The sequence below is a fragment of the Psychrobacter sp. UBA6291 genome, from assembly GCF_002439405.1.
Taxonomy (GTDB): Bacteria; Pseudomonadota; Gammaproteobacteria; order Pseudomonadales; family Moraxellaceae; genus Psychrobacter; species Psychrobacter faecalis.
The window spans coordinates 76,663-97,232 of sequence record NZ_DJUD01000022.1 but is presented as its reverse complement, the minus strand read 5'-3'; the positions used below and the strand labels follow the sequence as shown (position 1 = coordinate 97,232).

Genomic DNA, 20,570 nt, shown 5'->3' with positions numbered 1-20,570 from the left:
GTATTGATAGCAGATTTTGATGGTTTAAATTATTGTCAGTAGCGTGAGCGCAAATATTAGCCGACGTTGCCGCATGATAAGACAGAAACCAGCATAGACATCAGCCTTTTTATTTACTTCTAAGCATTAACAGGCATTAGGAAAACCGTAATGGCAACTAGACAAGATAATACCATTAGCAATATTAAAACCCTGAACTATGACGCGGTCATCGTTGGTGGCGGCGGCTCAGGTATGCGTGCTTCATTGCATTTGGCCGAAGCGGGCATGAAGGTTGCAGTCTTAACCAAAGTATTCCCAACCCGTTCGCACACGGTTGCAGCGCAGGGCGGTATCGGCGCAAGTTTGGGTAACATGAGTAATGACAACTGGCACTTTCACTTTTATGATACCGTGAAAGGGTCAGATTGGTTAGGTGACCAAGACGCCATTGAGTACATGTGCCGTGAAGCGCCGAAAGTAGTATATGAGCTTGAACACATGGGTATGCCTTTTGACCGTAACGAAGATGGCACCATTTATCAGCGTCCATTTGGCGGTCATACCTCAAACTATGGCGAAAAAGCTGTACAACGTGCTTGTGCTGCTGCTGACCGTACGGGTCACGCGCTATTGCATACGCTTTATCAGAAAAACTTGCAGCAAGGTACTGAGTTCTTTATCGAGTGGATCGCCCTTGATTTGATCAAAGACGAGGCCGGTAACATCAATGGCGTTATCGCGCTTGAGCAAGAAACTGGTACGGTAGCGGTATTCCAATCACCAATCACTGTATTAGCGACAGGCGGTGCTGGTCGTATCTTTGCGGCTTCTACCAATGCTTATATCAATACGGGTGACGGTATTGGCATGGCGGTTCGTGCAGGTATTCCATTGCAAGATATGGAATTCTGGCAGTTCCACCCAACGGGCGTTCATGGTGCCGGCGTACTATTGACCGAAGGTTGCCGCGGTGAAGGCGCTATCTTACGTAATAAAGATGGCGAAGCGTTCATGGAGCGTTATGCGCCAACCGTGAAAGACTTGGCACCACGTGACTTGGTATCACGCTCAATGGACCAAGAAATCAAAGAAGGTCGCGGCTGTGGTCCAAACGCTGACCATATCGTGATGGATATGACCCATTTGGGTGTTGAAACCATCATGAAGCGTCTGCCATCAGTATTCGAGATTGGTAAAAACTTCGCCAACGTTGACATCACTAAAGAGCCAATTCCAGTTATCCCAACCATTCACTATATGATGGGTGGTATTCCAACCACGATTCATGGTCAAGTGATTGTACCGGATCTAGAAGCGGGTACCGATGAAGACGGTCTATATGCCAAAGGCAACGTCGTTAAAGGTCTTTATGCAATCGGTGAGTGTGCGTGCGTTAGTGTGCATGGTGCCAACCGCTTAGGTACCAACTCGCTACTTGATTTATTGGTCTTTGGTCGTGCTGCTGGTAAGCATATCGTTGATGAATTCCATCATGCTGACCATAACTACAAGCCGCTTGATCCACACGTGCTTGATTTCACTGTGCGTCGTTTGGACAAATTGCAACAATCAACTTCAGGCTACAATGCGCAAGACGTGGCTGACGAGATTCGCGCCATTATGCAAAAGCATGCCAGTGTATTCCGTACGCAGGCGATGATGGATGAAGGTGTTAAGCAAATTCTAGCGCTTGCTGATAAAATCGACCAAATCCATTTGGCTGATAAATCACAGGTCTTTAATACCGCGCGTATCGAAGCATTTGAAGTAGCCAACTTGTATGAAGTGGCAAAAGCGACGATGATATCGGCCGCTAACCGTCATGAAAGCCGCGGCGCGCACAGTGTGTCTGACTACGATCGCCCAGAAGATGATGATTATGCACCAAACGGCCGTAACGATAATGATTGGATGAAGCATACCCTATGGTATTCTGAAGGCAATCGTATTATCTATAAACCCGTGCGTAAAGTGCCATTGACGGTCGATTATGTCGAGCCAAAAGTTCGCGTTTATTAATTCTAGCCCTTGTAGTTTTGGGCATACAGTTTTGTGTATACATAGAATTAACGTTTTATCCCTTATTTAATAAAAGGTGAGCGCCAGCGATAAGCTTTTATCAGCGCTATGAAATAGTCATACTAGCGCTGATAAATAGCAGTCTTTAGACTGTACGCTTGTGAGCCCGCATCACCAATGTGTGGAGTTTAGCATTATGAGCCGAGGTACTCGCACCATCGAAATCTATCGCTACGATCCTGATGTGGACGCAGCGCCGCGCATGCAAACTTATACGATTGAGTTGTTAGACTCAGATCGTATGTTGCTTGACGTGTTATTACGCCTGAAGAAAGAAGACGAAACCCTTACTTTCCGTCGCTCGTGCCGTGAAGGCATTTGCGGTTCAGATGGCATGAATATCAATGGTAAAAATGGTCTAGCCTGTCTGATTAACATGAACACCTTGCCTGAAAAAGTAACGGTTCGTCCGTTACCAGGTTTGCCAGTGGTTCGTGATTTGGTCGTCGACATGAACCAATTTTATGAGCAATACGAAAAAGTTCATCCGTTCTTAATCAATGACCAGCCAGCGCCAGCAACCGAGCGTTTGCAGTCACCTGAACAGCGTGAAAAATTAAACGGTTTGTATGAGTGTATTTTATGTGCGTGCTGTTCAACCAGCTGCCCATCATTCTGGTGGAACCCTGATAAGTTCTTAGGTCCAGCCGCACTATTGAATGCCAACCGTTTTGTATCTGACAGTCGCGATACTGATATCCGTGCTCGTCTATCACGTTTAGAAGACCCATTCAGCTTATTCCGTTGCCGCGGAATCATGAACTGCGTATCTGTATGTCCAAAAGGCCTAAATCCAACCAAAGCCATCGGTCATCTGCGCAATTTACTGATCGATCAAGCAGGTTAGTCTACCATTTATTGGTAATTAGCTTTATAATAGCGCTGTTAAAAAAACACCACCTCTCATTAGGTGGTGTTTTTTATTCAAGGTTATCAGTATTAAACTGTCAGTTATAAAGCTAGCATCACAAAACTGATATTTTAAAAGCTATTGTTGATGGGCAGTGGTGCGTCAGTCAATGAAAGTAAGGCTGTATTAACAATACGTTGCTTGTATGTAAGAGGGCATGCTATATCGTGCGCATGTCTATATAATTGATTATAACCGTATATTTTCACGCAGATTCATTTAATGGTAGTGATTAACCATAAATGTTTATATCGCTCAAAATCTATAGAAATGCAAAAAGCAGGCTATAAATTTAGCTAAATTTGTTCAAATAAAAGTTAACTAGTTGCGAGGAATGATAGTTGATATTCATTTCGTAAATACCTAGTATTGAACAAACAAACTATGGCGTGGTAGGCAGGCATGTTACCCTATACAGCACTATATCTTTGGCGTAATATCGCCTATATTTTTCTACCATAGCAAGCCACTTCAGCGAAAATAGCCAATTAAAAGGCTAACTGAAGACAAAATTTTTTGAGTAAAACCATGCTATTAATAATTTAGTTATAGTTGCAAGCATTATATATAAATTAATGTTGTCAAACGAGCCACTAAAGAAAACCGACCGTTCACAAATAATTTTAATAGTAAGCGTGGTATTGCAATTATCTTTTTTATAACGACGTAGCTTGGGTACGATGTTTTTAATTGACCAGAAGCGGTAACTTATAGATATGGTTAATAAAAAGATAATGTTAAGACAAGTTTTAATGGTAAAAAGCGACGATTGATGTCGCTAACCTATAACGAACAACACAATAATAAGCACGATTCCATTCATTTATCTATCAAATAGACGATTATTATGAATAGTATAACTAAAGAAACTGCGAGCCTAGATCATACTGAACTGGCTGCCGACAATGCTCAATATATCGAAGCGCTCTATGAGCAATATCTAGATGATCCTAGTAGCGTTGATAACGATTGGCAGGCGTATTTTGAACAATACAAGACGCCAAATGATGCCAAGCACAATGCTATTAAAGATCAGTTCTTGTTGCTTGCGCGCAATCAAACGGCGAACAAAATAAATACTGACACCTCTGGCTCACAAGCTGGCGATTCAAATTGTGCTGACCCAAAACAAATGGGCGTGCAGCAGCTGATTTCAGCCTATCGCCGCCGTGGTCATCGCCGCGCTAAGCTTGACCCATTAGATTTGCATCCACGTGCAGAAGTGGAAGATTTAACCCTTGCTTATCACAATCTTTCTGAAGCCGACCTTGATACCGTATTCCCAACCAATGATTTAAATATTGGTAAAGATGAAGCGACGCTACGTGAAATCATCGAGATCATGGAGCGCGTCTACTGCCGTTATATCGGTACGGAGTATATGCACGTGACCACCAGCACCGAAAAGCGCTGGATGGAAAAATACCTAGAAACCAATCTAGGTTATATCGAGTTTGATAAAGAAAAACGTCTCTCAATCCTTGAGCGTTTAACCGCTGCTGAAGGCTTAGAAAAATATTTGGCTCGTAAATATACGGGTGTTAAGCGTTTTGGTCTAGAAGGTGGTGAGAGCTTTATTCCTGCTATCAATGAAATCATCCAACGTGCTGGCGGTTATGGCACTAAAGAGATGGTTATTGGTATGGCTCACCGAGGTCGTTTAAACTTGTTGGTTAATATCTTGGGTAAAAACCCTGCCGATTTGTTTGATGAGTTCGATGGTAAAGTGCAGCCAGAAAAAGGCTCAGGTGACGTTAAATATCACAATGGTTTTTCATCGAACGTAATGACACCGGGCGGTGAGGCACATTTGGCATTGGCGTTTAATCCATCGCATCTTGAGATTGTCGCACCAGTATTGCAAGGTTCGGTACGCGCGCGTCAAGTTCGCCGTAATGACCAACCACTACAAGATAATAAAACAGGCAACTCTGTCTTACCGATTGTTATTCATGGCGATGCGGCTTTTGCAGGTCAAGGCGTGGTGCAAGAAACTTTCCAAATGTCACAAACCCGCGCTTATACCACGGGCGGTACAGTACATATTGTTATCAATAACCAAGTTGGTTTTACCACCAGCCGTCAAGAAGATGCGCGTTCAACTGAGTATTGTACTGACGTTGCCAAAATGGTGCACGCACCTATCTTGCACGTAAACGGTGACGATCCTGAATCAGTGGTTTTCGCAGCGCAATTGGCATTAGATTACCGTCATGAGTTTGATAAAGACATTATCATTGACTTATTCTGCTATCGTCGTAACGGTCATAACGAAGCCGATGAGCCATCAGCGACTCAGCCATTAATGTACGCAGTGATTAAAAAATTACCAACCACTCGCACTATCTACGCACAGCAACTGATCAAAGCCGGCGTGTTGAGCGAGAGTGAAGCTCAGCAGTACGAAGATGAATATCGTGAGTCGTTGGACCGCGGTGAATACGTTGCCAGCTCTTTAGTGAGTCAGCCTAACGAAGAGCTCTTCGTTGATTGGAAACCTTACTTAGGCCATGATTTGGTTGACGATTGGGATACCAGCGTCGATATCGAAGTGCTAAAAGGCTATGGTCGCCGTATGGCAGAAATGCCAGAAGGTTATAAGCTACAACGCCAAGTACAAAAAATGGTCGAACAGCGTCTAGCCATGCAAACAGGCGAAGAGCCACTTAACTGGGGTGCCGCTGAAACTCTAGCCTATGCATCATTGGTTGACCATGACAATGTCTTGGTACGTATTACTGGTGAAGATGTGGGCCGTGGTACCTTCTCGCATCGTCACAGTGAAATCTATAACGTCAATGACGGCAGCATGTATGTGCCCCTTTCACATATCAGTGAGACGCAAGCACGCTTTGCTACTTACAACTCACTGTTATCAGAAGAAGCGGTACTAGCCTTCGAATATGGTTACGCAACGACCGTGCCGAATGCGCTAATCGTTTGGGAAGCACAGTTTGGTGACTTTGTGAACGGTGCACAAGTGGTGATTGACCAGTTTATCTCAAGTGGTGAGACTAAGTGGCAGCGCGTTTGTGGTTTAACCATGTTATTACCACATGGCTTTGAAGGTCAAGGCCCTGAGCATTCATCTGCTCGCCTAGAGCGCTTCTTGCAGTTATGTGCTGAAGACAACATGCAAGTAATTACGCCAACGACACCAGCGCAAATCTATCATGCCCTACGTCGTCAAGCGGTACGTCCGATTCGTAAGCCATTAATCGTCATGTCACCGAAGAGTTTACTACGTCATAAATTGGCAACTTCAACCCTAGAAGAGCTGGCGAACGGCAAGTTTGAGACAGTATTGCCAGAGATCGATCAGCAAAATGCCGACAACGTAACGCGTATGGTGCTGTGCGGCGGTAAAGTTTACTATGACTTATTAGAACAACGCCGTGCGCTAGGTTTAGATCACGTAGCGATTGTGCGTATCGAGCAGCTATACCCATTACCAGAAGAGCGTTTGATTGCTGAGATTGAAAAATATAGTAACTTAGCTGAGATTGTTTGGACGCAAGAAGAGCCACTTAACCAAGGCGCTTGGTACTATTTAGCGCCGCATATGTTCCGCATTGTTGTGCCGCATCCAACCAAGGCAAAAGTCATGGAGCCAGTTGCGCGTCCTGCTAGTGCGGCGCCAGCGACAGGATCTCCAAAACTACATGTTCAGCAGCAGCAAGCGCTTATTGCTGGTGGTCTTGGTATCAGTGTGGATGAGCTATCTAAATAGTAGTTGGCTTAAGCAACAGATTATATAAGATACACGAATCAGGCGATAACAGTCCGTACCGCTATTACCATTAAAGTAAGACGATTGAGAATGGTATTGACTGCCTATCACGACTTAATAATAAAGAGTAATATCAATATCTAAGGAGTATATCGATGGCTGAAATTAAAGCCCCCGTTTTTCCAGAATCGGTTGCCGATGGCACCCTCGTGGAATGGCATGTCACTGAAGGTCAAGAAGTTAGCCGCGACGACTTATTGGCTGAAATCGAAACTGATAAAGTAGTATTAGAAGTGGTTGCACCTGATAACGGTGTGGTTACCAAAATCGTTAAGCAAGTTGACGATACAATTTTGTCAGACGAGCTAATCGCCGAGTTTGAAGCTGGTGCTAGCGGTAGTTCTGCTGGTGGTAGTAGCGATAGCGCGGATGAGCCTGCCGTTGACCCAGACCAACCAGCAGCGCCAGTACAGCCGAAACAAGCTACCGATGGCGGTGAGCCAGTCCAAGCCACAGATAAAAAAGACGAAGCGGATCATAAAGACCAAAGTCCTGCGGTACGAAAAGCGGCGAAAGAATCTGGCGTTGATCCTAAAAACGTCGAAGGCAGTGGCCGCGGTGGTCGTGTAACCAAAACCGACATGGCAAACCCAACGCTAAAAGCTGATAGCTCTATCAAATCTGATAGCGGTCGTCCAGTTGCTGAATCAACCGGTGAGCGTACTGAAAAACGCGTACCAATGACGCGTCTACGTAAAACAGTTGCTAACCGTCTACTGGCTGCCTCACAAGAAACAGCGATGCTAACCACGTTTAATGAAGTCAACATGAAACCGTTGATGGATATGCGTGCTAAGTATAAAGAGCAATTTGAAAAGCGCCATGGCGTTCGTCTAGGCTTTATGTCATTGTTTATTAAAGCGGCGACTGAAGCACTAAAACGCTTCCCAGCGGTTAACGCTTCTCTAGACGGCGATGACATCGTTTATCACGGCTACTATGATATCGGTGTTGCCGTATCTTCAGATCGTGGTTTGGTCGTTCCTGTATTGCGTGATACCGACCGCATGAGCATGTCTGATGTTGAAGCTAAGATTCGTGAATTTGGTGGTAAAGCACAACAAGGCAAACTTGGTCTTGATGACATGACTGGCGGTACGTTCACCATTTCAAACGGCGGCGTCTTTGGTTCACTCATGTCAACGCCTATCTTGAATCCACCACAAACTGCTATCTTAGGTATGCACGCTATCAACGACCGCCCAATGGCAGTCGACGGTAAAGTTGAAATTTTACCAATGATGTACCTAGCACTATCATATGATCACCGTATGATTGACGGCAAAGAAGCGGTACAGTTCTTAGTTACTATCAAAGAGTTGGTCGAAGATCCAACCATGCTACTCCTAGACCTGTAAGCTTTTAAGCTTGTATCGGTAACCACTGATACAAGCTTTTTCACTTTGGACGAGGTGATTGTGGTTTATTGTCAAATAAATGCGACTCTTTTTGCGGTGTATTAACGACAGAATAAAAGTGTCATTTATCCATCAATAGGCTAACCAATCATTTAATCCTCATAAAATTAGAAAAAATTTAGAAATAAATTAGAACCAAATTAAAAATAGGAACGTACTATGAAAGACAATTATGATTTAGTCGTCATCGGCGGCGGTCCTGGTGGTTACGAAGCCGCTATTCGTGCAGGTCAATTGGGTATGAGCGTGGCTTGTATCGAAAAACGCGTGTATAAAGGTGAGCCAGCACTGGGTGGTACTTGCTTAAACGTCGGTTGTATCCCATCAAAAGCCTTACTTGATTCATCACATCGTTATGAAGCAACCAAACATGACCTTGCTGAGCATGGTATCAGCACCGGTGACGTTGCTATCGATATCGAGCAAATGATTGGCCGTAAAGAAGCCATTGTTAAGCAATTGACGGGCGGCGTGGCGGCATTGCTAAAAGGCAATGGCGTTGACTGGCTACAAGGCTGGGGCACATTAGAAGACGGGAAAGGTGCGGATAAAAAAGTTAAATTTACCGCCCTAGAAGACGACAGTGAAACGACTATTACCGCCAAAAACGTCATTCTTGCAGCAGGTTCGGTGCCTATCGATATTCCTGTAGCAAAAACTGATGGCGACCGTATTGTTGATTCTACTGGCGCGCTTGATTTCACCGAAGTACCAAAGCGTTTAGGCGTCATTGGCGCAGGCGTCATTGGTCTTGAGCTAGGTTCAGTATGGCGCCGCTTGGGCGCAGAAGTGGTTGTCTATGAAGCGCTACCAAGCTTCCTAGCAGCGGCTGACAAAGACATTGCTAAAGAAGCGGGTAAAATGCTGAAAAAGCAAGGTCTTGATATCCGCGTTGATACCAAAGTAACCAATGCTGAAGTGAAAGGCGATCAAGTTGTCGTGACCAGCGAAGCAAAAGGTGAAGCCTCGGATGAAAGCTTTGATAAACTGATTGTTTGTGTTGGTCGCCGTGCCTACTCTGAAAAACTATTGGGCGCAGACAGTGGTATCACGTTGACTGAGCGCGGTCTTATCGATGTCGATGACCAGTGTAAAACCAACCTTGACGGCGTTTATGCAATCGGTGACTTGGTTCGTGGCCCTATGCTTGCGCATAAAGCGATGGAAGAAGGCATGATGGCGGTTGAGCGCATTCATGGTGAAAAAGCACAAGTTAACTATGACACCATTATCAACGTCATTTATACCCATCCAGAAATTGCATGGGTTGGTTTGACCGAGCAAGAAGCGACTGAAGCGGGTTATGAAGTCAAAACTGGTTCATTTAACCTAGCAGCTAACGGTCGTGCGCTTGCACAAAGTGAAGCACAAGGCTCTATCAAAGTTGTTGCTGATGCTAAAACAGATCGTTTGTTAGGTATGCATGCCATTTCTGCTGGTGCGGGCGATATTGTCCATCAAGGTATGATTGCGATGGAATTTGTGTCTAGTATCGAAGATTTGCAGTTGATGACATTTGCGCATCCAACCATTTCTGAAGCGGTTCATGAAGCCGCTTTATCAGCAGATGGCCGTGCGATTCATGCCATACAGCGTAAAAAACGTAAATAGTTTTTGAGATTAACTTGCTTAAAATGAAAAGCATTTGAGTCAATATCAAGTTTAACCGGATGGTGCGGCCGCTATCACTATTATGATAACGGTCACCGCCATCATAAGTGTGGCAGCGTTATTCTGCCTTGCACTTGTTTTCACTTTTTATTAATTGTAAAAAATAAAGGATACAATCAATGAATTTACATGAGTATCAAGCAAAAGAGCTATTAAAAAGCTACGGTTTGCCCATTCAAGAAGGCATCATCGCCCATAATGGCGACGAAGCTGCTGCTGCTTTTGATAAGACGCCTACTGATATTGCGGTTATTAAAGCGCAGGTTCATGCTGGTGGCCGTGGTAAAGCGGGCGGTGTGAAGCTCGTTAAAACTCGCGAAGAAGCAAAGCAAGTTGCTGAAGAGCTTATCGGTACCAATCTGGTTACATTCCAGACTGACGCAGAAGGCCAACCAGTTAACTTCGTATTGGTTGCAGAAGATATGTACCCAGTACAAACTGAGCTATATCTTGGTGCAGTTGTAGACCGTTCTACGCGTCGCGTCACTTTTATGGCATCAACCGAAGGCGGCGTTGATATCGAAGAAGTCGCAAGCGAAACTCCAGAAAAAATCTTTAAAGTAAGCGTTGATCCATTAGTTGGTTTAATGCCTTACCAAGCACGTGAAGTGGCATTTAAACTGGGTCTTGAAGGCAAGCAAATCAACCAGTTTGTAAAATTGATGAGCGGCGCTTATCAAGCATTCGTTGACAATGATTTTGCATTATTAGAAATCAATCCATTAGCGGTTCGCGAAAATGGCGAAATCGTTTGTGTTGATGGCAAAATCGGTATTGACTCAAACGCTTTATATCGCCTGCCTAAAATTGCAGCACTACAAGATAAAACGCAAGAAAACGAGCGCGAGCTTAAAGCCGCTGAATTTGACCTAAACTATGTTGCCCTAGAAGGTAACATCGGTTGTATGGTAAACGGTGCTGGTCTTGCGATGGCGACCATGGACATCATCAAATTGTACGGCGGCAAACCTGCTAACTTCTTGGACGTTGGCGGCGGTGCAACCAAAGATCGCGTTGTTGAAGCGTTCAAAATCATTCTAGAAGACAGCAGTGTTGAAGGCGTTCTAATCAACATCTTCGGCGGTATCGTACGTTGTGACATGATTGCCGAAGCGATTATCGAAGCAGTTAAAGAAGTGAACGTAAAAGTGCCTGTCGTTGTCCGTCTAGAAGGTAATAACGCTGAAAAAGGTGCTGAGCTACTAGAGCAATCTGATGTGAAAATCATTTCAGCTCAAGGCCTAGCAGATGCGGCGCAAAAAATTGTCGATGCGGTTAAAGCATAAGCCTTTAATATAAGTCGTGCGGTTAAGCGCTGTTTTATTCATAACTCGCTTAACCAGACGCTTAAGCATTATAGTCACAGCGTGATGGCAGTTTTTAGCAAAAGCATAAATCGTTAACATTTAACGATAAGTGAGCGAGAAAACTGCTATTGCAAGACAACCGAATAAGGAAAACATAATGAGTGTATTAATTGATAAAGATACCAAAGTATTGGTACAAGGTTTTACTGGTAAAAACGGTACATTCCACTCCGAACAAGCAATTGAGTACGGCACTAAAGTGGTTGGCGGTGTAACCCCAGGTAAAGGCGGTCAAACGCATCTAGGTTTGCCAGTCTTTAATACCATGGCAGAAGCGATGGAAGCGACCCAAGCTGACGCTTCAGTTATCTACGTACCAGCTCCATTTGTACTAGATTCTATCGTTGAAGCAGTCGATGCTGGCGTAAAATTGATCGTCGTAATCACTGAAGGCGTCCCGACTATCGATATGCTAAAAGCCAAGCGTTATATCGAAGAAGCAGGCGATGTACGTATGGTTGGTCCAAACTGCCCAGGCGTTATCACCCCAGGTCAGTGCAAAATCGGTATTATGCCAGGCCATATCCATCTGCCAGGTAAAGTGGGTATCATCTCACGCTCTGGTACCTTGACTTATGAAGCGGTTGCTCAAACGACTAAGCTTGGTTTTGGTCAGTCTACTTGTATCGGTATCGGCGGCGACCCTATCCCAGGTATGAACCAAATTGATGCGCTAAAACTGTTCCAAGACGATCCACAAACCGAAGCCATCGTATTAATCGGTGAGATTGGTGGTACAGCTGAAGAAGAAGCGGCGGCTTATATCAAAGAGCACGTAACCAAGCCAGTGGTTGGTTATATTGCTGGCGTTACCGCACCTGCTGGTAAACGTATGGGCCATGCTGGCGCGATTATCTCTGGTGGTCAAGGTACTGCTGAAGAGAAATTTAAAGCCTTTGAAGACGCTGGTATTGCTTATACTCGTGATCCATCAAAAATCGGTGATAAGTTAAAAGAAGTTACCGGTTGGTAATTTAGGTATTAATAGCTAGTCTAATACCAAAACATCGTTGAAAAAAAACAAAGGCACTCCTACAATGGGGTGTCTTTTTTTATTCTAAAAATAACTTTCCTTTGATTAAAATGTAGCAATTATGAAAAATAAGATATTGGTAACAGGTGGTGCCGGATATATCGGCTCACACACTTGTATAGCTTTACATGAAGCAGGCTATGATATTGTGGTCTACGACAATTTGTCTAATAGTAGCCGTGAAGCTATTGAGCGCGTATCCAAGCTCATTGATCAACCCATCGACTTTGTTAAAGGCGATATTCGTGATATTGATCTACTCAAACAGGTCTTTGCCGAGCATCAGTTCTTTGGTGTGATTCATTTTGCGGGGCTAAAAGCCGTTGGAGAATCGGTGGCCAAGCCATTGCTGTATTATAATAATAATGTCAGTGGCACCATTGCTTTATTGGAAGTTATGAGAGAAGCCGATGTTAAGAATTTGGTTTTTTCATCTTCTGCGACCGTCTATGGAGATCCTGAATCCTTGCCCATCAATGAGGAATCAAAGCGTTCTTGCACCAATCCTTATGGTCAGAGCAAACTGATGGTCGAGCATATTTTAGAGGATTTAGCGGCAACCGATGATGGCTGGAATCTTATTCCACTTAGGTACTTCAATCCTGTCGGTGCGCACCCATCTGGGCAAATTGGCGAAGATCCAAATGATATTCCTAATAATTTAATGCCTTATATTTCGCAAGTCGCCGTTGGCAAGCTTGGAAAACTTAGTATTTTTGGTAATGACTATTCTACTGTCGATGGGACGGGGGTACGCGATTTTATCCATGTCACTGATCTTGCCCAAGGTCATGTAGCAGCGCTTAACTACTTACAAAAACAAGTAGGTCGAGATAAATACAGCTCAATAGGTTTTTTACCCATTAATCTAGGAACAGGTAAAGGAACGTCTGTTTTAGAATTGGTCACGGCTTTTTCTGAAGTATCAGGCCAAAATATTCCTTACCAGTTTTCTGCTCGGCGCGCAGGGGATATTGCCAGCTGCTATGCCAGCGCCGATAAAGCCAAAGATTTGCTAGGTTGGGATGCCACACTATCTATCACTGAGATGTGTCAAGATACGTGGCGTTGGCAAAGTAAAAACCCGAATGGCTATCATAGCGCTTAACATTGATTAGGCATGTTTCTTATTTCACACTCTTAAATACAGTCTAAAAATTATGAAAAAAATTACTCACGCTGTTATTCCTGTCGCAGGTTTTGGTACACGTATGCTGCCGTTATCGAAATCAGTGCCAAAAGAGCTGCTACCACTTGGTAATCGTCCCGCTATTCATTATGTCGTTGAAGAAGCCATTGCTGCGGGTATCAAACATATCGTTTTGGTCGGTCATGCACAAAAAAGCGCCATCGAAAACTACTTTGATATCAATGCTGAGTTGGATAATCAATTGCGTGCTAAAGGTAAAGACACGTTAGCCGATAGCTTAAACTGGTTACCCGAGGATGTAACGGTGTCTATGATACGCCAAGGCAAACCGCTAGGGTTGGGACACGCGGTATTGGCAGCGCGTCCAATCATCGGTGAGCATGACTTTGCTGTACTGCTGCCAGATGTGGTGCTCGATCCATTTACCACCGATATAACGACTGATAATTTGGCGTTTATGATTGAAGCCTTTGCCAAAGACACGCATTCGCAAATATTGGTCAATAACGTAGCAGATGAAGATGTACATAAATACGGTATTGCCCAATTATACGAAGCATTCAATCAAGCGCATGAAATCGAGCAAGCTGATAAAAACGCAAGCTTTAAAGTTGCCGGTTTTGTCGAAAAGCCCAACTTAGCGGATGCCCCTTCAAAATTGGCCGTTGTCGGTCGTTATGTATTTAGCAATCATATATTTGATTATCTGGCCAATACTAGAGCGTCGGTTGGTGGCGAGATTCAACTGACTGATGCCATTGATGCATTGATTAGCAAATATGGCGTTAATGTGACGACCATGCGCGGCGATAGTTATGACGCAGGCGATATGTGCTCGTATATGCAAGCGTTTATCTATTTTGCCGAGCAGCAGTTAAGGGATGATAAATAGCTAATGGATGAGATAAATAATAAGGGCTATAAAAGTGCCCGCCACTCTAAGTATTGGCAGCATTTAGCCAAGTTAGCGGAGCAGCCGTGGGCGCTTGCCCCATTGTTCGCGCAGGATAATGAGCGGACGTCTCGCTTTAGCACGCAAGCGGGCGCGCTATATATGGATTATAGCAAGCAGTGTATTAGTGATGCGGTGCTAGAAAATTTATTAAATTTGGCGAATAGTTGCGAGTTGTCAGGCCGTATCGATGCCTTATTACAAGGGGCGATGGTTAATACCAGTGAAGAGCGAGCAGCGCTGCATACCGCTCTACGCTTGCCAGCTACGGAACAGCTGCAAGTTGGCACGCAAAATGTCGCCGCTGATGTACATGAGAGTTTGGCGCAGGTAGAAAGATTGTCAGAGCGGGTACGCAACGGCACATGGCGCGGGTTTTCTGGTAAAGCTATCACTGATGTGGTTAATATTGGCGTTGGCGGCTCAGATTTAGGCCCACTGATGGCGACCACCGCGCTTGATGAATGGGCAGATACCGCTATCGAGGTGCATTTTGTCTCTAACATGGATGGCACGCAGCTTGATAATTTGCTCAAGCACTTAAATCCTGAAACCACTTTATTTATCATCTCCTCCAAATCTTTTGGCACCGTTGACACGCTATCAAATGCCAAGACAGCACTGTCATGGTTACTCGCCACGGCAAAATTACGCGCTGGCACGGAAGAAAGCGTCTTGCGCCGTCATTTTATCGGCGTATCGGCCAATTGTGAAAAAATGACTGCCTGGGGCATTCACCCTGAGCATCAATTGCAGCTGTGGGAATGGGTTGGCGGTCGTTTTTCATTGTGGTCGGCGATTGGACTTGCTATCGCTATTCGTATTGGCATAAATGGTTTTAAAGAGCTGCTAGCCGGCGCCCATAATATGGATGAGCATTTCGCCCAAGCAGACTTTTCTGAGAATCTGCCAGTATTATTAGGTTTGCTCGCCGTTTGGAACAGTACCTTTTTACAAGTCAATGCGCATACCGTGCTGCCTTATGATGGACGTTTGGAGTATTTGCCAAGCTACTTGACCCAGCTCGAGATGGAAAGTAATGGTAAATCGGTGACGCAGCATGGCGAGCGTCTTGATTATGATACGTGTCCAATTTTGTGGGGCGAGATTGGCTCCAATGCGCAGCATGCTTTTTATCAGCTTCTGCATCAAGGGACGCAGCAGGTCTCTTGTGACTTTATTGCGTGCGTGCGCCGTTATAGTGATGATGCGACAAATGAATCGCTACAGCAGCAGCATGAATTGTCTTTGGCAAACTGTTTGGCGCAGAGTCGGGTCTTAGCTTTTGGTAATGCTGCTATTGTTGATAAGGATATTGAAGCGGCTTCTGATACCGATAAATACAAATATTACCGCGGCAATCAGCCGTCAACGACGCTCCTTATCGATGAGCTGACCCCGCATAGTTTGGGGGAGTTGATAGCGCTTTATGAGCACAAGGTTTATGTCATGGCCAGCATTTGGGATATCAATCCGTTTGATCAATGGGGCGTTGAGATGGGCAAGAAAATGGCAGAGTCGGTACATACCGCCATGCAGCAAGGCGGCGATGCGCAATTTGATACCTCTACCAATCAGCTATTGCAGCATATTAAGCTGTTGTCTTAATGGTTTAAGGCTTAAGGCTTATGGCTAGTAGCTAGTAGCATCATGCGACTGGCTTATCCACTTATCCACGCTGCTAACTTTGCAATATAAAAGGTAATCTTATGAGCGCTGCCGCTATAAATAAACACAAGACAGATAACGACCAATCCGCATCACATTCATTTAACCAAGCTGCTAAAAACACCAGCGTTTGCGTCCTCGTCGGTCACAGTATCGAGGCGATTACCAGTGCTGTGGTACTGGCAAGTCTCGGTCATACGGTGCATCTTTATACTGATAAAGAGGTATTGACGCAGCAATTACAACAATATGGTTTCGAGCATCATGTGCAAGCGCTATGGCAGATGTACGTGCAGCAGCAAAAAATTGTCAGCTATGCTTTGCCCACTACTGCGAGTAAGCTGCTAGAGCACTATGAAACGTCGGATAATAATAATGAGAGGAAACAAGCTGCGCTGTATTGGTTGTTTTTAGACAGCATTCGCTCAGTATGGCAAGCAGACAGCTGGATTACCGCCTTTAATCACAGTCATCAGCAAACCTTACCGCTCATCATGAGTGGCATTAAACAGCTGGGCGCGGTTGACGCATTGTCCAAGCAGTTGCAGCGCGCTTGGGTTTATTATGTGCCATTTGTATTCTTAAAGGATGGCGATGCGTACAGCTCAATGCTAAATCCATCATTGTTATTGCTGGGTGAAAAAACACCAAATAGCCGCCATCATTTAACGATGCTACAGCCTTTAATGCAGCAGGCGCGCGCTTTTCATCAAGCAGATATTGCCACTATAGAGTTTGCCCGTAGTAGTATCATGGCGATGCTTGCCACAAGGGTGAGTTTTATGAATGAGATGTCGCGCTTGGCGGATAGTCAACAGGTCGATATTCAGCAAGTTAGTCACATTATGGGACTTGATGAGCGCGTGGGCAGTAGCTACTTGCAGGCGGGCTGGGGGTTTGGTGGTAATACACTACCGACAGAGTTGGTTAAGTTGCAGCAGTCCAGTGCAGAAAAAAGCCTAGCTATGCCGTTACTACAGGCAGTCATTAATATCAACGAAGACCAAAAAGAGCTGATATTTCGCAAGTTTTGGCAGTATTTTGATGGATTTATCGATAATAAAACCGTGATGATTTGGGGCGGTAGTTATAAAGCGGGCTCGGGACGGACAGCAGAGTCGGCGATTCATCCGTTGTTAGCGCTACTCTGGTCTTATAATATCCGCACGCTGGTATATAGTGATAAAGCCCAAACCGAGCTTGCCGAGCTCTATGGACAGCAGTCGCTACTGGAACTGATCGCCAGTCCGTACCAAAAGCTTAATGAAGCGCAGGCCATTTTTATTATCAGCTGGTTGCCGGAAAACAGACTAGATGTTGCTAGGCTTAATGAGCAGGCGCTGCCGATATTTGATGCGCGCAATGCACTGTCGCGAACGCAGGTTGATGATTTGGTCGGTGACTATATAGGGATTGGTCGCGCCAAATAAAGTTTTTTAACAAGGGTGAAATAAGCGTAGCAGACAAGCAGCTAATGAACTGAATCTAAATAAAAGCGCCGATTAATATAAAAATTAACCGGCGCTTTTTTGTTCTTATAAGTTCAGAACGTCTTTACTTAGCATTATGATTACTTAAGTTAAGCAGGCACCGCCCCTTTACTAGCAAGCCATTGCTGAATTTCTTGGGTTTTAGTCTGTAGTAAATCTTTATCACCGCGACTTTCGATGTTTAAGCGAATTAATGGTTCAGTATTGGAAGCGCGTAAGTTAAAACGCCATTCGCCAAAGTTTAAACTCAAACCATCGAGCATCGATTTGGTTGGATTTCCGGTGCTGAACTTCTCTTCGATGGCGCTAATAATGGCTGGCGCATCATGAGTGGTCAAATGAAAATTCAGCTCGCCTGAGCTTGGATAGGCTGCAATATAACCGCTGACCAATTCTGACAAGGTTTTACCGGTAATCGATAGTAACTCAATGGTCAAAAGCCACGGAATCATGCCGCTATCGCAGTAGAAAAAATCGCGAAAATAATGGTGAGCGGACATTTCGCCGCCATACACTGCACCAGAATCACGCATCACTTGTTTGATAAATGAGTGCCCAGACTTGCTAATAACCGCCTTACCGTTATGCTCATCAATGACGGCCTCGGTGTTATATATCACACGTGGATCATAGACGATTGACTCGCCTGCATACTTGTTTAAAAACGCCTGCGCGAGCATGCCAACGACATAGCTACCATCGATAAATTCGCCGTATTCATCAAATAAAAAGCAGCGGTCAAAATCGCCATCAAAGGCAATGCCAAGGTCGGCTTTATTTTCTAGCACCGCTTGTTGAGTGGCGGTTCGGTTGGCCTCAATCATTGGATTGGGAATGCCATTTGGAAAGCTGCCATCAGGCGTATGGTGCAATTTAAGCACTTCAATTGGCGCGCCAGCTTGTGCTAACTTGTCGATTAATAAATCAACGACGGGACCTGCGCTACCGTTACCGGAGTTGATAACCAGTTTTAGCGGTTTTAATTTATCAACATCAATAAAAGTCATGACATGATTGATATAAGCGCTTTTATCCGTTAGTAATTGTAATGTACCTTGTTGATTATCCGTACCAAATTGCCCCGATTCTGCCAACGCTTGAATCTCTGCCAAGCCATCATCGGCGCTAATCGGTTTTGAGTATTCCTTTACCAATTTTAAGCCATTATAATTAATCGGATTGTGGCTAGCTGTTACTTCGATACCGCCCAACGCCTGATAATAACTGGTCGCAAAATAGACCTCTTCTGTGCCTGTCATACCCAAATCAATCACATCGACACCCGCATCGAGCATACCTTTGATGGTTGCTTGTTTTAACTGCTCACTGGAGTGGCGGATATCGCTACCGATGACGATAGCTGGCTTTAAGTCTTTTAGTTCAACGGCGACATCTGCAGCGCTAAAACGCTCGAATAAAATTTGCGCAAAGGCACGGCCGATACGGTAGGCGATAGCTTCATCGAGATTGACGCCAAGCTCGCCGCGGATATCATACGCTTTAAATGACTGAATACTGATAGGGTGAAATTCTGTTGCTGGCTGATAGCCAGTAGTCGCAGAAGTGGACATAATAATAAGCTTCCTTGTGCGTGCGCGGTAAAAAATGAGGGAGTGATAACAGGATTATAAGTCAATAAGCGTTCAATGATACACTAACTACCAAATGAGCTATAAAGCCGTAGTGGTGCTTTATGTGAGCATTTTTATAATTATCCGTTTCTATGATAAAAAATATAAGAGTATTTTATGAGTGACTTAAACAACCAAACGTTAACTTCTATTACGCCGCCCAACCCTGTACAAGGAACGCCAGTAGCAACTGGCGAGTTAGACGATTTATTAAAGTTAATGGCACGGCTGCGCGCAGATTGTCCGTGGGATAAAAAGCAAAGCAATCATAGTCTCATTCCGTATGCGATTGAAGAAGCCTATGAGCTCGGCGAAGCGGTTCAAAGCGATGATGACGAAGATATCAAGGGCGAGCTTGGTGATGTATTGTTGCAAGTAGTTTTTCATTGTCAGATGTACGCAGAACAAGGGCGCTTTGATATTAGCGATGTGATTACCACGTTGCAAGAAAAGCTGATTCGCCGCCATCCGCATGTCTTTGAAGCCGAAACGCTAAAAGACGACGCTGCGGTAAAAGGTCGCTGGGATGAGATTAAAGCAGAGGAAGACCAAGCTCGCGCCGCACGTGGCAAGCCGAAACGTCGTTTGGATAATACCAAGGCAGGTAGTGCGCTGATGCAAGCGCAGGAAGTGCAAAAACAAGCATCAAAATTGGGGTTTGATTGGGAAGGGGTCAGCGGCGCTTTTGATAAGCTTGATGAAGAAATTGCCGAGCTAAAGGCCGAGATTTTAGATCAGCCCCAAGTTGAAATCAAAACCAATATCAGAGAGATTGAAAGGGAGCTTGGCGATTGCATATTTGCCTTGGTCAATGTCGCCCGTAAACTCGACCTCGACGCTGAAACGGCGACCTTAACCTGTGTACATAAATTTAAATCACGCTTTGGTTATATCGAAGAGCAATTAGCGGCTGCTGGCAAGCGTTTAGAAGATAGCGATATCCATGAGATGGATGCGTTATGGGAAGCGGCGAAACAGCATGAACGCGACTAATAAAAGCCGGTTTATTAAATGGCAGCATGCTAATTTATTTAAAAATGCCACCGTTTTTTTAGTAGGCATATTTTCTATCATGGTGATGCTGTCTCATCCTGTCTTTGCCGCGCCATGTTTTGATAATGCTAAAAGCGCTTATAAATATCTATTGACGCAAGAAGCAGCACAAAGCCAAGCGCGGAATCAAACCAACATAAATATCAATCGCGCCACAGAAGCAGAATTGGTAGTATTAAACGGTATTGGCAGCAGTAAAGCGCAGGCGATTATTTTATATCGCGAGATGTTTGGCGGTTTTAAAACGGTTGATGAATTAACGAAAGTCAAAGGCATTGGCGCAAAAACGGTTGAGAAAAATCGCCAGCGTTTAAGCGTACAAGATTAAGCGCTTTATTTTGTATTATTTAACCCCCACATTGACAAAATAGCATGT

General features: G+C 44.5%; 14 protein-coding genes. 13 read left to right on the top strand and 1 reads right to left on the bottom strand.

The features are described 5' to 3' along the window. Window positions 1-150: 150 nt before the first annotated feature. The 11 genes from sdhA to B3R91_RS02995 all read left to right on the top strand — a co-directional run bounded on the left by sdhA (window position 151) and on the right by B3R91_RS02995 (window position 17,450). The gene (gene sdhA, locus B3R91_RS03045; RefSeq protein ID WP_286796445.1) at window positions 151-2,001 is read left to right on the top strand and encodes a succinate dehydrogenase flavoprotein subunit; all 1,851 of its coding nucleotides are present in this window, start codon (window positions 151-153) and stop codon (window positions 1,999-2,001) included. 196 nt (window positions 2,002-2,197) lie between these two features. Continuing rightward, window positions 2,198-2,908, top strand: a complete 711-nt coding sequence (locus B3R91_RS03040; protein WP_144296830.1) for a succinate dehydrogenase iron-sulfur subunit — start codon at window positions 2,198-2,200, stop codon at window positions 2,906-2,908. Between the two features lie 910 nt (window positions 2,909-3,818). Next, window positions 3,819-6,701 carry a 2-oxoglutarate dehydrogenase E1 component gene (locus B3R91_RS03035; protein WP_286796444.1) on the top strand — a complete coding sequence of 961 codons (2,883 nt, stop codon included), beginning with the start codon at window positions 3,819-3,821 and terminating at the stop codon, window positions 6,699-6,701. Window positions 6,702-6,856: 155 nt separating this feature from the next. Next, entirely contained in the window at window positions 6,857-8,119 is a 1,263-nt protein-coding gene (gene odhB, locus B3R91_RS03030; RefSeq protein WP_068407829.1) for a 2-oxoglutarate dehydrogenase complex dihydrolipoyllysine-residue succinyltransferase, read from the top strand. Between the two features lie 219 nt (window positions 8,120-8,338). Continuing rightward, window positions 8,339-9,790 (top strand): dihydrolipoyl dehydrogenase, encoded by a 1,452-nt coding sequence (lpdA, locus tag B3R91_RS03025; protein ID WP_201590020.1) that lies wholly within the window; start codon window positions 8,339-8,341, stop codon window positions 9,788-9,790. A 179-nt stretch (window positions 9,791-9,969) separates the two neighbouring features. Beyond that, the gene (gene sucC / locus B3R91_RS03020) at window positions 9,970-11,136 is read left to right on the top strand and encodes an ADP-forming succinate--CoA ligase subunit beta (RefSeq protein ID WP_068407827.1); all 1,167 of its coding nucleotides are present in this window, start codon (window positions 9,970-9,972) and stop codon (window positions 11,134-11,136) included. Window positions 11,137-11,314: 178 nt separating this feature from the next. Then, on the top strand, window positions 11,315-12,190 hold the full coding sequence (gene sucD, locus B3R91_RS03015) for a succinate--CoA ligase subunit alpha (protein WP_068407825.1): 876 nt from the start codon (window positions 11,315-11,317) through the stop codon (window positions 12,188-12,190). 121 nt (window positions 12,191-12,311) lie between these two features. Continuing rightward, window positions 12,312-13,358, top strand: coding sequence for a UDP-glucose 4-epimerase GalE (gene galE, locus B3R91_RS03010; protein ID WP_286796443.1), 1,047 nt, complete (start codon window positions 12,312-12,314; stop codon window positions 13,356-13,358). 52 nt (window positions 13,359-13,410) lie between these two features. Beyond that, window positions 13,411-14,292 (top strand): UTP--glucose-1-phosphate uridylyltransferase, encoded by an 882-nt coding sequence (locus B3R91_RS03005; protein ID WP_286796442.1) that lies wholly within the window; start codon window positions 13,411-13,413, stop codon window positions 14,290-14,292. A gap of 3 nt (window positions 14,293-14,295) precedes the next feature. Continuing rightward, window positions 14,296-15,960, top strand: coding sequence for a glucose-6-phosphate isomerase (pgi, locus tag B3R91_RS03000; protein ID WP_144296822.1), 1,665 nt, complete (start codon window positions 14,296-14,298; stop codon window positions 15,958-15,960). A gap of 101 nt (window positions 15,961-16,061) precedes the next feature. After that, the gene (locus B3R91_RS02995) at window positions 16,062-17,450 is read left to right on the top strand and encodes a UDP-glucose/GDP-mannose dehydrogenase family protein (protein WP_286796441.1); all 1,389 of its coding nucleotides are present in this window, start codon (window positions 16,062-16,064) and stop codon (window positions 17,448-17,450) included. 149 nt (window positions 17,451-17,599) lie between these two features. Here B3R91_RS02995 and B3R91_RS02990 read toward each other — a convergent pair whose 3' ends face one another. Continuing rightward, a complete protein-coding gene (locus B3R91_RS02990; protein WP_286796440.1) occupies window positions 17,600-19,081 on the bottom strand; it encodes a phosphomannomutase CpsG in 1,482 nt (493 codons plus the stop codon). A 177-nt stretch (window positions 19,082-19,258) separates the two neighbouring features. Between B3R91_RS02990 and mazG the strand changes: the two genes are divergently transcribed. Both mazG and B3R91_RS02980 read left to right on the top strand, forming a co-directional pair. Continuing rightward, window positions 19,259-20,134 (top strand): nucleoside triphosphate pyrophosphohydrolase, encoded by an 876-nt coding sequence (gene mazG / locus B3R91_RS02985; RefSeq protein WP_286796439.1) that lies wholly within the window; start codon window positions 19,259-19,261, stop codon window positions 20,132-20,134. Next, on the top strand, window positions 20,121-20,522 hold the full coding sequence (locus tag B3R91_RS02980) for a ComEA family DNA-binding protein (RefSeq protein ID WP_286796438.1): 402 nt from the start codon (window positions 20,121-20,123) through the stop codon (window positions 20,520-20,522). Before mazG ends, B3R91_RS02980 begins: the two co-directional genes overlap by 14 nt. The last annotated feature ends 48 nt before the right edge of the window (window positions 20,523-20,570 follow it).